The sequence below is a fragment of the Acinetobacter pittii genome, assembly GCF_022449185.1.
Lineage (GTDB): Bacteria > Pseudomonadota > Gammaproteobacteria > Pseudomonadales > Moraxellaceae > Acinetobacter > Acinetobacter pittii_I.
Map to the genome: position 1 here is coordinate 816,011 of NZ_JAKUKO010000001.1, position 14,382 is coordinate 830,392.

Genomic DNA, 14,382 nt, shown 5'->3' on the forward strand with positions numbered 1-14,382 from the left:
AATGATGTAAAGGAAAAATAATGTTTGAACTCTCAAAGAAAGCTCAAGATTTTGTCGAGCGAACAAGAAGATTTATTCAAGAAGAAATTGAACCTGTTGAAGCAAAATTTTGGGAAGAAGTTCATGAGCTAAATCCGGATGGAAACTGGAAAAAATGGCAATGGCCCGAACTTCTAGAAACGCTGAAATCTAAAGCGAAGCAAGCTGGCCTTTGGAATATGTTTTTACCCGATGAAAAGCTGGGTGCTGGGTTATCAGTTCAAGAGTATGCGCATATTGCTGAATTGACTGGCCGCAGTTTATTGGCACCAACCGTTTTTAACTGTAATGCACCAGATACAGGAAATATGGAGGTGTTATGGCGCTATGGCAGTGAGCAGCAAAAACAGCAATGGTTACAGCCTTTACTAGACGGAAAAATTCGTTCGGTTTTTTGTATGACTGAACCCGATGTTGCGTCAAGCGATGCAACCAATATGCAAGCGACTGCACTCATCGACGGTAATGAAATTGTTTTAAATGGCAAAAAATGGTGGTCTTCTGGTTTAGGTGACCCAAATGCTAAAGTCATTATTTTTATGGCACATACTCCAGATGAAACTAAAGACCGCCATCATCAACACTCTATGGTTTTAGTACCGATTGATACGGCGGGTGTTGAAATTCAGCGTATGTTACCTGTGTTTGGTGACTACGATGCACCACATGGACACGGTGAGGTTCATTTTAATAATGTTCGAGTGCCTCTTGAAAACTTTATTGGTGGTGCAGGTCAAGGTTTTGAAATTGCTCAAGGCCGTTTAGGGCCTGGGCGTATTCACCATTGCATGCGCTGTATTGGAGCTGCTGAAAAAGCTTTAGAACTGATGATTGACCGTGGTATGTCTAGAACGGCGTTTGGCAAAGAAATTTTAAAACTCGGTGGGAACCTCGAACGGGTAGCTGATGCACGGGTGGCGATAGATCAAGCTCGGCTTTTAACCTTGTATGCAGCCTATAAAATGGATACTTTAGGAAATATGGCTGCTTTAACAGAAATATCTGCAATTAAAGTGGTGGCTCCAAGTGTTTTAGAAAAAGTAGTCGACATGGCGATTCAGCTACATGGTGGTGCGGGCGTTTCAAGAGATACACCATTAACAGGTTTCTTTGCTCAAGCACGTAGTTTACGTTTAGCTGATGGTCCAGATGAAGTACATAAAGGCATGATTGCCAAATTAGAGTTGGCCAAACGTGGTTATGGTCGTTATAAGAAAGTATAAGTTTAAAGGAAGTGAATATATGTCGGTAATTGATGTAGGCGGTGAAGTACGTGAAGGTGAAGAACTTGATATTGGGGCAGTTGAAAACTGGTTAAAAAACCAAGGTGTTGAGTTGGTTGGCCCAGCAGTTGTTACTCAATATACGGGAGGGGCGTCGAATTGGACTTATCGTTTAAAATATGAAAATACCGATTTAATTTTACGGCGTCCCCCAAAAGGAACAAAAGCGAAGTCGGCCCACGATATGGCCCGTGAATATATGGTGCAAAAAAATCTTGCACCGTATTATCCCGTGCTTCCTAAAATGGTTGCACTTTGTCAGGATGAATCGGTCATTGGCTGTGATTTTTATGTCATGGAACGCATTGAAGGCATTATTCCTCGTGCAAAATTACCGCCTGAGCTTGGCTTTAATGAAGAAAATGTTCATCAACTTTGTGTAAACGTTATTGATAAATTGATTGAGTTACATCAAGTTCCTTATGAGAACACGCCTTTAGCTGAACTAGGCAAAGGTACGGGATATTGCCGTAGACAAGTTGAAGGTTGGGATAAACGTTATGAAAAAGTCCGTACTATTAACGTTCCTTCATTTAAATATGTTCGAAAATGGTTAAACGATAATATCCCTCAAGACTCTACGACTTGTATTATTCACAATGATTGGCGTTTTGATAATGTGATTTTAGATCCAGAGCACCCAACAGAAGTGATTGGTGTATTGGATTGGGAAATGGCGACTTTAGGTGATCCATTAATGGATTTGGGTAGCGCTTTGGCCTATTGGGTCGAACCTACGGATAATATGATTTTTAGATCGACGCGCCGTCAGCCTACTCATCTAAAGGGAATGTTCTCTCGTAAAGAAGTCGTTGAATATTATTTGCAAAAAACAGGTCTGGAGCCTCAAAACTGGGCTTTTTATGAAGTGTTTGGTGTATTCCGTTTAGCAGTGATTGCCCAGCAAATCTATTATCGCTATTACCATAAACAAACTCGAAATCCTGCTTTTAAAGATTTCTGGATTGTCATTCATGCGCTACATATTCGAGCTTTAAAACTTATTGCGCAACAAAAACTGCAAGAATCTGAATTTGCTCAGCAATCTCTACAGAAAATACAGTGTATTTTAAGAAAATGACCACAATTTATCTGGTAAGACATGGGCAGGCATCATTTGGTAAAAGTAACTATGATGAACTGTCTGAAAATGGTGAGGCTCAAGCGACTTTATTAGGACAATATTTTAAGCAAATATTGAAAGAACAACCTTACGTGGTTGCAGGAACCATGCAGCGTCATGAACAAACCGCACAACTTGCACTTAATGAATGCTTCCCAGATACAGTAATTCATCATAATAATTTATGGAATGAGTTTAACCACCAACAGGTTTTTGCACGTTATGAGCCACGTTTTGAACAGCCTGAGTTGTTAAAAGCTGACGTAGCACAAGAACAGAATCCTCGCGCTTATCTCGCCAAAATATTTGAAGGTGCCATTGGGCGATGGACCGATGGTGATTTTCATCATGAGTATGATGAGTCTTGGCCGCATTTTAAAGAAAGAGTCGAAACAGCATTGCAGCAACTTTGTGATGAGTTAGCAAAAACCAAACCTCGTTATGCAATTGTTTTTACATCTGGTGGTGTGATTTCTGTAGCAATTGGCAAACTGCTTGAACTGAGCCCCAATCGAACTTTTGCGTTGAATTGGACAATTGCTAATACAAGTCTCACGACTTTGCGGTTGGTTGGAAATGAAGCTCAGGTTTTAAGTTTAAATGAACATCATTTTATAAAAGCTGAGCGTCCGGATTTACTGACATGGATTTAAAATAAGGATAAAAGCATGGCAAAGACAATTTTAATTACAGGTGCAAGTTCTGGTTTAGGCGCAGGTATGGCGCATGAATTTGCAGCCAAAGGTTATAACTTGGCGATTTGTGCACGCCGTTTAGACAGATTGGAAGATTTAAAAACTGAACTTGAAAATGAGTACGGTGTAAAAGTCATTGCAAAAAGTCTGGATGTGACTCATTACGATCAGGTTTTTGAAGCATTTCGCGCTTTTAAACAAGAATTTGGCTATTTAGACCGAATTATTGTAAATGCGGGAGTCGGCAATGGCCGCCGTATTGGTAAAGGTAATTTTGAAATTAACAGAGCCACGGCTGAAACAAACTTTATCTCTGCTTTAGCACAGTGTGAGGCAGCGATTGAAATTTTTAGAGCGCAAAATGCCGGTCACTTGGTGGTGATGTCATCCATGAGTGCGATGCGTGGATTACCAAAACATTTATCGACCTATGCAGCAAGTAAAGCTGCGGTCGCTCACTTGGCCGAAGGTATTCGTGCTGAATTACTGGATACACCAATTAAAGTCTCAACCATTTTCCCAGGTTACATTCGCACTGAAATGAATGAAGGTGCTAAACATTTACCTTTTGAAGTAGATGCCAAAACAGGATGTAAAGCTTTGGTCAAAGCGATCGAAAAGCAACCTGTAAAAGCTTATGTGCCACAGTGGCCGTGGTTACCCATGAGTATTGCCATGAAGGTTTTACCTTTAAAGTTGGTCAATAAATTAGGATAAAAAATACCCCCTAAAATTAGGGGGTAATTTTTATTTAGAATTTTTTAGTGTAATTAACGAATAAACGGTCTTCGCCAAAGTCATTGCCATGTTTTACATTGTAATCAATACGAATGTATTGCAGGGCCACGCCTTTTAGGAAAGGTTGCTGAAAGGCATAGTTCAGAATGACATTGGACTCAGTTTCGTGGTTTTTCTCGCCATTAGCTGCTTTAAAGTCATGACCATAAACATATTTCACCATTGCGTTTAAGCCCGGAACGTAATCTTTAAAGTCATAGCCATATATGACATGGTAAGACTTTTCGTCTTCTTTAAAGAAACCTGTAGCATTCCAGTTAATGAAATAGGTTTCTGGTAAGAAGCCATCTGGTAGCGGGTAAGCTGATTCACCAATAATTTGCTGATAACCTAAACCAAAGGTATGGTTTTTTACTTTAACGGTTTCAAGTAATCCGATGTTCTGCGCATCAATGTCAAAAGTGCTGCCATCATCTTTCGCATTAAAGTACTTAAACTTAGAGGTCAGAGCAAAACTTGGCTGTTTCCACGTATGTTCAAGTCCTACATAGTGTTTGTTATACAGATCTTCTAAATTACCAAAGTAATATTCGCCCTTCAACGACGGCGTAAACTGATATCGCAGATCAATATAATTTAAGCCATCAGATTCTTTGGTAATTCCATTTGATGTAAAAGAAAACTTTTTAAAATCCTCTTCATTTCGGGGAGATACTTTTTCAACTCGGCCAATTTCGGCATAAAGCTGATCTGAAAGTTGTGACTTTAAATTGGTTCCCCAATACGAAGTGAGCAGCTGACGACTAGCATCGACAGCCGTTACAGGTAAATCTAACCAGAGTTCACCGACACTTAATAAAGTTTTGTCATAACCTAGCTTTAAAGTCGCGCCGTATTTTAGATAGTCTGAAGCCTGAGATTGCGTTTCTTTATTAAAAGGCAAAACTGTATCCGCAACATGTTTGTCTGAACTCAAGCGCACGGCGTATTGAACGGAAGCATCGGCCCCAATCGTGATAGGTTTATCTGCTATGACTAATGGAGTGTCATGCATTTTCGACTTATAAAATAGCGATGCTGCCTGAGACCAACTGCCAGTATCTTTAAGTGCATCATTATCAAAATCACGGTTGATATAGGCATTTTTTAAAGTGAATTTCCATTCATCTTCAGTTTGCTGATTTGGATTTGCAGCCCATGAGTTGCTGCACATCAGTAATAAAGTAGCAACAGCTAAAGTGTGTGGTTGAAAGCGGTGAAATAATTCCATAATCCATTTCCCAAATGTATGCCTGTCCTCGGCACTAAATAATTTCTAATATTTCGGTATTCTCTAAGCGTTTAGTTAGAGAGTACATTTTTGCAATTGGTGAGACCTATTAATTTAATTTTTCAAGCTTCATGCTTTCACTAAAGAATTTGCAGCCTTTAAAAAGTAGAATTAAAGCCAGTACACAAGACAAACCACCCACGATAGATAAAGAAGAACCCACCATTAATGGGCTACCAAAAACTTTATCTGTAATAATGGCTACCAGTGTTGTGCCAATACCGAGTCCAATTAAGTTACTCACCAAAAGGAAGAGGGCAGAAAGGCGTGCTCTAAACTGGTTTGGGGCTAACATTTGCAAAGCAGTTGCTGAAATCACTAGAGGGAAAGATGCAAAGAACATTGCAGGAATCAGTAAGCTAACTGAAAGCCAAAGCTGATCTGTTTGGGTAAAAAATGCAATTGGAATAATCAGGCCAACAATACCAATTACACCCGTGAACATCGGCGCATCTTGGCGACCTTTTTTAATAAACCAGTCATTTAGCCAGCCTGCACAAAATACGCCTAATGTATTTGCGACTAACAGAATAGTACCAAGCATATAGCCTGTTTCAGTCGGCGCGAGTTGAAACTTACGAATATAAAATGCAGGTGTCCAGCTAGTTAGGCTATAGAGTGCCATTGCATAAAAGGTAAAACCTAAATAATGACAAGCAAATGTTTTCGAATGTTTTTTAATAAACTGAAGACATTGTGTGAATTTAACTTGGTCAACTTGTCCATTTTGGTTGAGTTGTTGGCCTTTACGTGCAGGGTCTTTAACGGTCAAAATAAACAGCAAACCAATAATGATGCCAGGTAAACCCACCACTAAAAAGGCAATTTGCCATGCTTTAAGGGCCCCTAATAAAGGAACTTCAATGAGTGTCACGCCTTTAAGCAGGTTAATCACATAACCGCCAACTAAGAAGGCAATACCTCCACCCAAAAAAGCGCCAATTGAATAAATCCCGACAGCACGTCCTAGTTTGTCCTTACTAAACATATCGCTGAACATTGAATAAGCGGCTGGAGATAACGCAGCTTCACCGACACCTACTGCCATACGGCTTAAGAACAGTTGAATAAAGTTTTTACTTAAACCACAAGTTGCCGTTGCTAGACTCCAAACAATAATCCCGATTGAAATCAGTTTTGGTCGTGAAAAACGATCGGCAATATAGGCTAAGGGTAAACCCATAACGGCGTAAAACAGTGAGAAGGCGAGGCCATGTAATAAGCTAAATTGAGTATCTGAAAGTTGGAGATCTGCTTTGATGGGTTCAATCATCAGCGCCAGAATTTGGCGGTCAATAAATGAAAATATATATGCCAACATACAAAGTATGACCACATACCATGCATAAGCATTGCTTTTCTTTTGTGTCCTTTCAACAGCGATATTACTTTGGTTCATACACTTAATCCTTATGTATAAAACGCTTAAAGAAATTGATATCTAACTTTTATTATTCCTCTAAAGTTTTCGATATTTCCCCCTTTTAGATAAGAATAATAAATAGGCTAGAAATGAGTAATTCGGTCTCGTACAGACCAGAAGAGTGCGTCTAAACCCAATTCGGAATTAATGGGATTTTTAAGATCATGGAATTATTATTTTCTTTTTATATGTAAAATTCCATTACTTATTGAGTATGTTAGAATACCTAAAAAGTATGTTAAGTAATTATATACAGATAAGCTTGGGATATAAAAAATTGATTTTATTTATTTTTATTGTTTTAACGAAAGAGCAGTTATAGAAAAAGAAATTTTTAACTGCTCTAAGAAAGCTAATTTATCATAATGAGAAATATTTAACTGGATGGCATCAGGTCAAATAATTTCTTTAACTGGTGATTTAAATTGTGAAGCTCGTCTTCTGAAAAAGCGTTAAGGATGCCTGCCAAGGTGACCACACTAATCTGATTAATCTGTTCAACTAGATCAACACCTTTGGCCGTTAATTTCACCATCGAGATCCGTTCATCAGAAGTAGAAGAGTAGACCTCAACAATTCCATCTTCTACCAAGCGATATACAGCTTTTGTGGCCGTCGTTAACTTTAAAGTAGAAAGATTGGCAATGTCGGTAATACTGGCTTCCCCAAGGGCATTAGTGCTTAAAATAATTTTACGGCGTGTATTATCAATACCTAGCTTTTTTATTGATTTTTCAATCAGTTGTGAATACTTTCCATTCACTTGGGAAACCCAAAAAAAAGGGAAATTTTGAATACTCGACGGTTCTTTATTAGGAAGAAATTGTTCTAAATGATCAAGCATAGCTAAGCAATAACTTAGTGAAAAAAGGGTAATCCTATTATAAACAAAATTTTGCATATTTCCTTGAGAACAAATTATAAAAAATACTTGACAATTCCATTAAATTTTCCCATATTTTGATTAATGAATAAAAATACATGGAAAAGTGAATGAATATTGTTAGCCAAAGCGTGCACAAAGGAAGTGGCAAGCTCAAGGTGATGGTCAAGGACACAATTGATATTCAAGGTCTGAAAACCATAGCTGGTAGTCGAGCTTTATTAAATGTTGAACCTGCTCAAGATGATGCTGAGGTGGTTAAAAACATTTTAAAAGCAGACTGTGAAATTCTTGCGAAAACAAATTTGCACGAATTGGCTTTCGGTATTACAGGCATTAACCATGCTTTTGGTACACCCATCAACCCTAAATATCCTGAACTTATTCCAGGTGGCTCTTCGAGTGGTTCGGCTGCGGCAGTTGCTGCTAAACAAGCTGACTTTACTCTAGGTACCGACACTGGCGGCTCTATCCGTATGCCCGCTGCGTGCTGCGGAGTTTTTGGTTTAAAACCAACTTTTGGTCGTGTGAGCAGAAAAGGCGTATATCCGCCGTCAAGTTCTTTAGATTGTGTTGGCCCTTTTGCAAATTCAGTCGAGATGATTGAAAAGGCCATGCAAATTATTGATCCAACTTTCAAACCTATTCAATGTACTAGCGCACCAAAAATTGCTGTTCTCGATGTAAAAGCAGATGAGGTTGTTTGGAACTGTATTCATCAAGCACTTCAAAAAGCCAATTTACAGACCACTTTAGAAAAAGTTGAACATTTTGAAGCTGCTTATGATGCAGGCATGCAGATTATTAATTATGAAAATTGGCAAGCTTTTGGTGAATTAACTCAAACGGGCTTAATTGGTTCTGATGTAAATGGTCGTTTATTAAAAGCGGCACACACCACTTTAGAGCAAGTAAAACAAGCAGAAGTTGTGAGAGCACAGCTGACCCAAGAACTCGATGCTTTATTAGAAAAATATGATGCATTGGTTCTACCGACACTTCCGCAAATTCCACCAAAAGTTTCTGAAGCTGAAAACACGGTCGCTTTTTTGAATCTTACAGCTTTAGTTCGACCATTTAATTTATCAGGACATCCTGTCATTTCAGTGCCACTTGAAACCAGTGAAGCGTTACCCGTGGGCCTACAGATCGTATCAAAGCATCAAAAAGATGAGCAATTATGCGCTATAGCTAAATTTTGTTTTGATGCAATGCAATAAATTACAAGGAGTTAGATGATGAATAAGTTGTCTAAAATGGAGTTTGCTTCTCAAGACAAAGCAGTTGACTTAGATGCTTTGTGCCAAGAAATTCGTGAGCGTGCCTGTGCAGGTGAGTTTGATAATCAGGCCTACGTGAGCCAAGACATTATCGAAAAACTTAAACAGATTGGTGTTTATCGTGCCTTGGTGCCTAAACGTTTTGGCGGTGAAGAATGGTCTCCTCGGCAATTTTGTGAGTTGATCGAGACTTTATCTAAAGCTGATGGTTCAGTGGGTTGGGTGGCAAGTTTCGGTATGAGCCCTGCGTATTTAGGAAGTTTGCCAGAAGAAACGCTTAAAGAGTTATACCAAAACGGGCCAGATGTGGTGTTTGCCGGAGGTATTTTTCCACCCCAACCTGCCGAAATTACCGATGAAGGTGTGGTGGTGCGTGGAAGATGGAAATTTTCCAGCGGTTGTATGGGAGCTGACATTGTTGGCGTGGGGATTTCACCGCTTAAAAATAATGAAATGCAAGGCTTACCTCGCATGGCAGTGATGCCTGCGAAAAAAGCCAAAATTGAAATGACTTGGGACACAGTTGGCCTAAAAGGTACGGGAAGTCATGATTTAGTCGTTGAAGATATATTGGTCGAAAAGAAATGGACCTTTGTTCGGGGTGAACCTTCAAAACTAAGCGAGCCTTTTTTTAAATATCCGTCCCTGTCTTTAGCGACTCAAGTATTAACCGTGGTGGGTATTGGGGTTGCAGCTGCCGCATTAGAAGAATTTGAAAAACTGGCGCCGGGTAAAGCATCCATTACAGGCGGTTCAGAAATTGCCAACCGCCCCGTGACTCAATATGAGTTTGCTCAGGCTGATGCAGAGTTTCAGGCTGCAAAGTCTTGGTTTTATCAAACCATGGACATTGTTTGGAATGAAATTATTGCTGGTCGTGAAGCAACTGCTGAACAAATTAGCGATATGCGTCTGGCATGTACCCATGCAGCTCGAGTTTGCGCCAAAGTCACCCGAAAAATGCAAATGCTTGCGGGCATGACAGCAATTTATACCAACAATCCATTTAGCCGTTTTGTGAATGACACCAACGTGGTGACTCAGCATGCCTTTATGGGTGATGCAACTTTACAAAATGCAGGCTCAATCAGTTTCGGGTTAAAACCAACCCCAGGTTATTTATAAGTTTAATTTTTAAAAGGATATTGAAATGGAAGCTAAAAAATCATTACGCGTTTTGTTCTGCATGGGTATTAACCAAAACTTTTTTGATGCAGAACCTGCTGAAGCGAAAGCAGTTTGGGCCGCGTTTGGTGAAATGTGGAATGGCATTCATGACTTACCGGGCGTACATGTTTTTGGAAATCTTGATGATGACCAAAGTATGGTTGGCCCAAGTGCAGGTTGGCCTTGGACTACGTACTTGCTTGCAGATGTTCCGGATATTGAAACAGTACATGCCGCTTGTAACTTGTTTAGAACGACCGTGGTGGGCGAAGGGCCATACAAACTTTGGAAATATTGCAAAGTTGAAGCTCGTGTTGGGCGCGAATTGATTATCCAACGTTAAGGCGATGGCAATGAATGACAAAGTGAATTTTGCAGAAATCTTAGAGCGACTAGAACATTTAGAAGCGCACAACGCCATTCGTAATTGTCTGAACCGTTATATGGAAATCTGTGACGAGCTTAATGCAAATACAGACCTTGATGAGCTGATGAATCTTTTTGATCAGGACTGTATTTGGGAAGGTGTTGGCGAGAAATATGCCAAATCCTTTGGCCGTTATGATTCTTGGCAGTCGATTTACGACATGTTTAAAAGCTATACCCAAAAAGAATCTCACTTTGTTATGAATGCACACTTTGTAAATTCAGAACAAATTTATGTAAATCAAAATGATGCAAATGCTTCATGGCTGATGTTGCAGACTTCAACGTTTAAAGATGGCCGTAGCCACTTAAATGCAGCAAAGCTCAATGTGAAGTTTCAAAAGCAAGTAGATGGAACATGGAAAATTAAACATTTCCAAACACAGAATATTTTCAGTCGTCCCGTATCGCATTGGCACAGTGAAGCCGAATTGCCAGTACCTTCTCAGGAATGACCCAGGACATATTTAAAAGGACTATTGATATGAACAGTATTATCCCGACGCATAACATTGGCACTGATTACGATGCTTTGGTTCAAAGTGACCGTGCCCATACCTCTCTTTATAAAGATGAACGCATTTTTGATGAAGAGATGGAGAAAATCTTTTATAGCACTTGGGTGTGGGTTGCGCATGCTAGCGAAATTCCAGAAAGCGGAAGCTATAAAACGATTAACATCGGTAAACAGCCTGTGGTTGTGGTACGTGACCGTAAAAAGAAAGTCCATGTACTTTTAAACCGTTGTCGTCACCGTGCAGCAACCGTATGCGAACATAAAAAAGGAAAAACTAATAGTTTTGTATGTCCGTACCACGGTTGGAGTTATGCACTTGACGGTAGTTTACGTGGTGTACCATCTCCGGAAAGCTACGGCGATTGTTTAGATAAATCAGAATTACCGTTGGTGAGTCTACGTGCAGAAGAATATAACGGCATGATCTTCGCTTCATTTAAAGAAGATATTCAGCCTCTTGAAGAGTTCCTTGGACCTGCAAAAAAATGGATTGACCTGTTTATGAAACAAGGCGCGGGTTATCCAATTAAAGTGTTGGGCGAACACCGTTTCCGCTTCCCGGGTAACTGGAAAATCCAGCTTGAAAATACCACCGATGCATATCACTTCCCGTTGGTACATAAGTCATTCTTAAGTTCTGTCGATGAAAAAACAGAAGAACTCTTTAACTTCGAAAACCAACCGGGCTTTGTTGAAGACTTAGGTAATGGTCACAGTGTTATGGTGATGATTCCTGAACTGGTTGATCTAGACGAAGAGCTTATGGAGCGACCAATTCAAGAGCGCTTTGAAGACTTGGCTCAAGCTTTGCGTGACGAAGGCCATGAAGAGTTAGAAGTACGCCGTATTGTTCGTGCAGTCGGTGGTTCTGGCTTTAACTTAAATTTATTCCCAAATATTGCATGTTCGATGGCGTTCTTCCGTGTGTTACAGCCAATTTCAGTTGCTGAAACAGAAATTCATCACTCGGTAATTACGATGGATGGTGGCCCGCAAATTGCCAACCAATATCGCTTACGTTTGCATGAACATTTCCAAGGTCCATTTGGTTTTGGTACGCCAGATGACTCAGAAGCTTGGGAGCGCGTACAACATGGTGCCAATGCCGGTAATGATTTATGGATCATGCTCAACCGCGGTTTACCGGGTGAAGTCAAAACTGAAGATGGCTTAAAAAGTGATGTCAGTGCTGAAACTGGTATGCGTGCAGCATATCAGCAGTGGAAAAAGATGATGAAGGCTTAAGGAGAGAGCAATGAATATGAATCTGCAATTATTAAATGAAGTCACTGCTTTCATCTGGGCCGAAGCAGATATGTTAGACCACAGTGAATACCGTGAATGGCTCAATTTATGGAATGAAAAGGGTGTCTATATCATTCCGATTGACCCAAACCTCACTGACTACGAAAACAACTTAAATTATGCCTATGACGATAATCATATGCGTACTTTACGTGTAGAACGTCTGGAAAATGGTGAAGCGATTTCTACAGCACCTAAAGCAAATACCGTGCGTAGCATTTCTCGTGTACGAGTGATTCAAGATCAGGATGATGAAATCGTTTTACGCTGTGCTCAAAACTTACGTGAGTTTCGTAAAGAAAACCTCAAGCATTACACCGCAGATATTACTTACCATTTGACGCGTGATGCGGCTACAGGCTTTAAGATTAACCGTAAAATCATTAACTTGGTTAACTCAACCGATACCTTAGCTGGTATTAGCTACATTCTTTAGGAGCGGTAACATGAAACAAGTTGTTTTAGTGACAGGTGCTGCTTCTGGACTCGGTAATGTGATTGCTGAATATTTTGCGAGCCAAGGCCATCAAGTGATTTTGTCAGCAAGTACGCTTGAAAAAGCCGAAAATGCCAAGGTACAAAGTCAATATGCACAAAATATGTTTCCCTTGAAATTAGATATTTCGGTTGAAGCAGATTTTCATGCTGCGGTGCAATGGATTGAAGAGAAATTTTCTAAACTTGATGTGTTAATTAACAATGCCACCGTTACCAAAGCAACGCCCGTATTAGAAATTACTGCAGCCGATTTTGATTGGGTGACCCAAGTTAACCAACGCGGCACCTTTCAAGCTTGTCAAATTATTGGTCAATATATGGCTAAAAAAGGCTATGGACGCATCATTAATATGGCCTCGTTAGCAGGACAAAATGGCGGTACTGCAACGGGTGCACACTATGCGGCAACAAAAGGTGCGATTGTGACGTTAACCAAAATTTTTGCCAAAGAATTTGCGGCAAAAGGGGTGACGGTTAATGCGGTTGCACCAGGACCGATGGAATCTCCAATCGTTCATAGTGTGGTGTCTGACGAGAAAATGGAACAGTTCATCCAGAATATTCCAGTTAATACCTTAGGAAGTATGCATTTTATTGCTGAAACTTGTGGGTTGCTTGCGAGTCCAAATGCGGGGTTTGTGACTGGTGCAACATGGGATATTAACGGTGGTTTATTCATGCGTTAAGCCAATCGCTTAACCATGAAAAGGGAGTTAAATCATGACTACACTTTATGATGTTGTCGTTAAAAATCGCCATGTGGAAGGTGGAAATATTGCAGTCATGGAATTTGAATCTGCAACTTCTGCTGCATTACCAAAGGTTGAACCCGGTGCGCATATTGATGTGCACTTACCGAATGGTATGGTGCGCCAATATTCGCTTTGCCAAAATCCAAATGACGAAGGAAAGTTTCGCCTTGGAATTTTACGTGACCCTGAATCACGTGGCGGCTCGATTTCTGCATTTGATGAAATTAAAGATGGCATGCAAATTCAGATCAGTGAGCCGAAAAACTTATTCCCACTTTTAAAAGCTAAACACAGTGTATTGATTGGCGGTGGAATCGGGATTACGCCATTAATTACGATGGCATATCAACTTGCACATGAAGGTGCATCATTTGAGCTTCACTACTGTGGTGCTAGCCCTGAAAAATGTGCTTTTGTTGATGAAATTAAAAATGGTGAGTTAGCACAATACACAACGTTCCATTTTAAATCTGAAGGCGCAAGCCACAGAGCATTTTTTGAATCTGCCATTAAAGATATTGACCCTGAAAGTCATATTTATACCTGTGGTCCAGTCGGTTTTATGGATTGGGTGATTAATCTCGCCACGACTCACGATTTTCCTGAGCAGCAAATCCACAAAGAGTATTTCCAAGTCGAAACAGACACGTCAGGAGATTCATTTGAGGTGGTGGCTGAGCGAACTGGAAAAATCATTATGGTTGAAGCTGGTGAAACCATTTTGCAGGCTTTGGCTAAAGAAGGCATCGAGATTGAGATGTCATGCGAGCAAGGCGTATGTGGAACCTGCATGTGCGATGTGATTGAAGGCGAACCAGATCACAGAGATGTTTATTTTACTGACGAAGAAAAGGCCAGCAATGAGCAAATATTAGTGTGCTGTTCACGCTCTAAAACACCGAGATTAGTTTTAGATATCTAAT

15 protein-coding genes are annotated in these 14,382 nt (G+C 40.1%); 12 read left to right on the plus strand and 3 right to left on the minus strand.

All coding sequences use genetic code 11. The features are described 5' to 3' along the window. Window positions 1–20: 20 nt before the first annotated feature. From MKX14_RS03855 to MKX14_RS03870, 4 genes are read left to right on the plus strand one after another with little or no spacing between them, the layout of a single operon-like run. Complete coding sequence (locus MKX14_RS03855) at window positions 21–1,262, plus strand: acyl-CoA dehydrogenase family protein (RefSeq protein ID WP_240281797.1); 1,242 nt, start codon at window positions 21–23, stop codon at window positions 1,260–1,262. Between the two features lie 19 nt (window positions 1,263–1,281). Further along, the gene (locus MKX14_RS03860; RefSeq protein ID WP_240281798.1) at window positions 1,282–2,403 is read left to right on the plus strand and encodes a phosphotransferase family protein; all 1,122 of its coding nucleotides are present in this window, start codon (window positions 1,282–1,284) and stop codon (window positions 2,401–2,403) included. Next, window positions 2,400–3,098, plus strand: a complete 699-nt coding sequence (locus MKX14_RS03865; RefSeq protein WP_240281799.1) for a histidine phosphatase family protein — start codon at window positions 2,400–2,402, stop codon at window positions 3,096–3,098. The genes MKX14_RS03860 and MKX14_RS03865 overlap by 4 nt, the downstream gene beginning before the upstream one ends. Window positions 3,099–3,113: 15 nt before the next feature. Beyond that, the gene (locus tag MKX14_RS03870) at window positions 3,114–3,857 is read left to right on the plus strand and encodes an SDR family oxidoreductase (protein ID WP_240281800.1); all 744 of its coding nucleotides are present in this window, start codon (window positions 3,114–3,116) and stop codon (window positions 3,855–3,857) included. Window positions 3,858–3,891: 34 nt separating this feature from the next. On the opposite strand, the gene MKX14_RS03875 is transcribed toward MKX14_RS03870, so the two are convergent. The 3 genes from MKX14_RS03875 to MKX14_RS03885 all read right to left on the minus strand — a co-directional run bounded on the left by MKX14_RS03875 (window position 3,892) and on the right by MKX14_RS03885 (window position 7,475). Next, on the minus strand, window positions 3,892–5,148 hold the full coding sequence (locus tag MKX14_RS03875) for an OprD family outer membrane porin (RefSeq protein ID WP_240281801.1): 1,257 nt from the start codon (window positions 5,146–5,148) through the stop codon (window positions 3,892–3,894). Between the two features lie 109 nt (window positions 5,149–5,257). Beyond that, window positions 5,258–6,607 (minus strand): spinster family MFS transporter, encoded by a 1,350-nt coding sequence (locus tag MKX14_RS03880; protein ID WP_017399597.1) that lies wholly within the window; start codon window positions 6,605–6,607, stop codon window positions 5,258–5,260. 400 nt (window positions 6,608–7,007) lie between these two features. Beyond that, window positions 7,008–7,475, minus strand: coding sequence for a MarR family winged helix-turn-helix transcriptional regulator (locus tag MKX14_RS03885; RefSeq protein ID WP_240282014.1), 468 nt, complete (start codon window positions 7,473–7,475; stop codon window positions 7,008–7,010). 149 nt (window positions 7,476–7,624) lie between these two features. Here MKX14_RS03885 and MKX14_RS03890 point away from each other — a divergent pair, with 149 nt between their 5' ends. The 8 genes from MKX14_RS03890 to MKX14_RS03925 are packed head-to-tail and all read left to right on the plus strand — an operon-like array spanning window position 7,625 to window position 14,381. Continuing rightward, entirely contained in the window at window positions 7,625–8,734 is a 1,110-nt protein-coding gene (locus tag MKX14_RS03890; protein ID WP_240281802.1) for an amidase, read from the plus strand. Between the two features lie 36 nt (window positions 8,735–8,770). After that, the gene (locus MKX14_RS03895; RefSeq protein ID WP_240282015.1) at window positions 8,771–9,919 is read left to right on the plus strand and encodes an acyl-CoA dehydrogenase family protein; all 1,149 of its coding nucleotides are present in this window, start codon (window positions 8,771–8,773) and stop codon (window positions 9,917–9,919) included. Window positions 9,920–9,944: 25 nt separating this feature from the next. Beyond that, window positions 9,945–10,304, plus strand: coding sequence for a hypothetical protein (locus MKX14_RS03900; protein ID WP_000387554.1), 360 nt, complete (start codon window positions 9,945–9,947; stop codon window positions 10,302–10,304). A 4-nt stretch (window positions 10,305–10,308) separates the two neighbouring features. Continuing rightward, a complete protein-coding gene (locus MKX14_RS03905; protein ID WP_240281803.1) occupies window positions 10,309–10,842 on the plus strand; it encodes a nuclear transport factor 2 family protein in 534 nt (177 codons plus the stop codon). A 29-nt stretch (window positions 10,843–10,871) separates the two neighbouring features. After that, complete coding sequence (locus tag MKX14_RS03910; protein ID WP_240281804.1) at window positions 10,872–12,149, plus strand: aromatic ring-hydroxylating oxygenase subunit alpha; 1,278 nt, start codon at window positions 10,872–10,874, stop codon at window positions 12,147–12,149. A gap of 10 nt (window positions 12,150–12,159) precedes the next feature. Next, window positions 12,160–12,645, plus strand: coding sequence for an aromatic-ring-hydroxylating dioxygenase subunit beta (locus tag MKX14_RS03915; RefSeq protein WP_004701406.1), 486 nt, complete (start codon window positions 12,160–12,162; stop codon window positions 12,643–12,645). 10 nt (window positions 12,646–12,655) lie between these two features. Continuing rightward, window positions 12,656–13,393 (plus strand): SDR family NAD(P)-dependent oxidoreductase, encoded by a 738-nt coding sequence (locus tag MKX14_RS03920; RefSeq protein WP_240281805.1) that lies wholly within the window; start codon window positions 12,656–12,658, stop codon window positions 13,391–13,393. 34 nt (window positions 13,394–13,427) lie between these two features. Further along, window positions 13,428–14,381: a PDR/VanB family oxidoreductase gene (locus MKX14_RS03925; RefSeq protein ID WP_240281806.1), complete on the plus strand. Its 954-nt coding sequence runs from the start codon at window positions 13,428–13,430 to the stop codon at window positions 14,379–14,381. Window position 14,382: the final 1 nt, after the last annotated feature.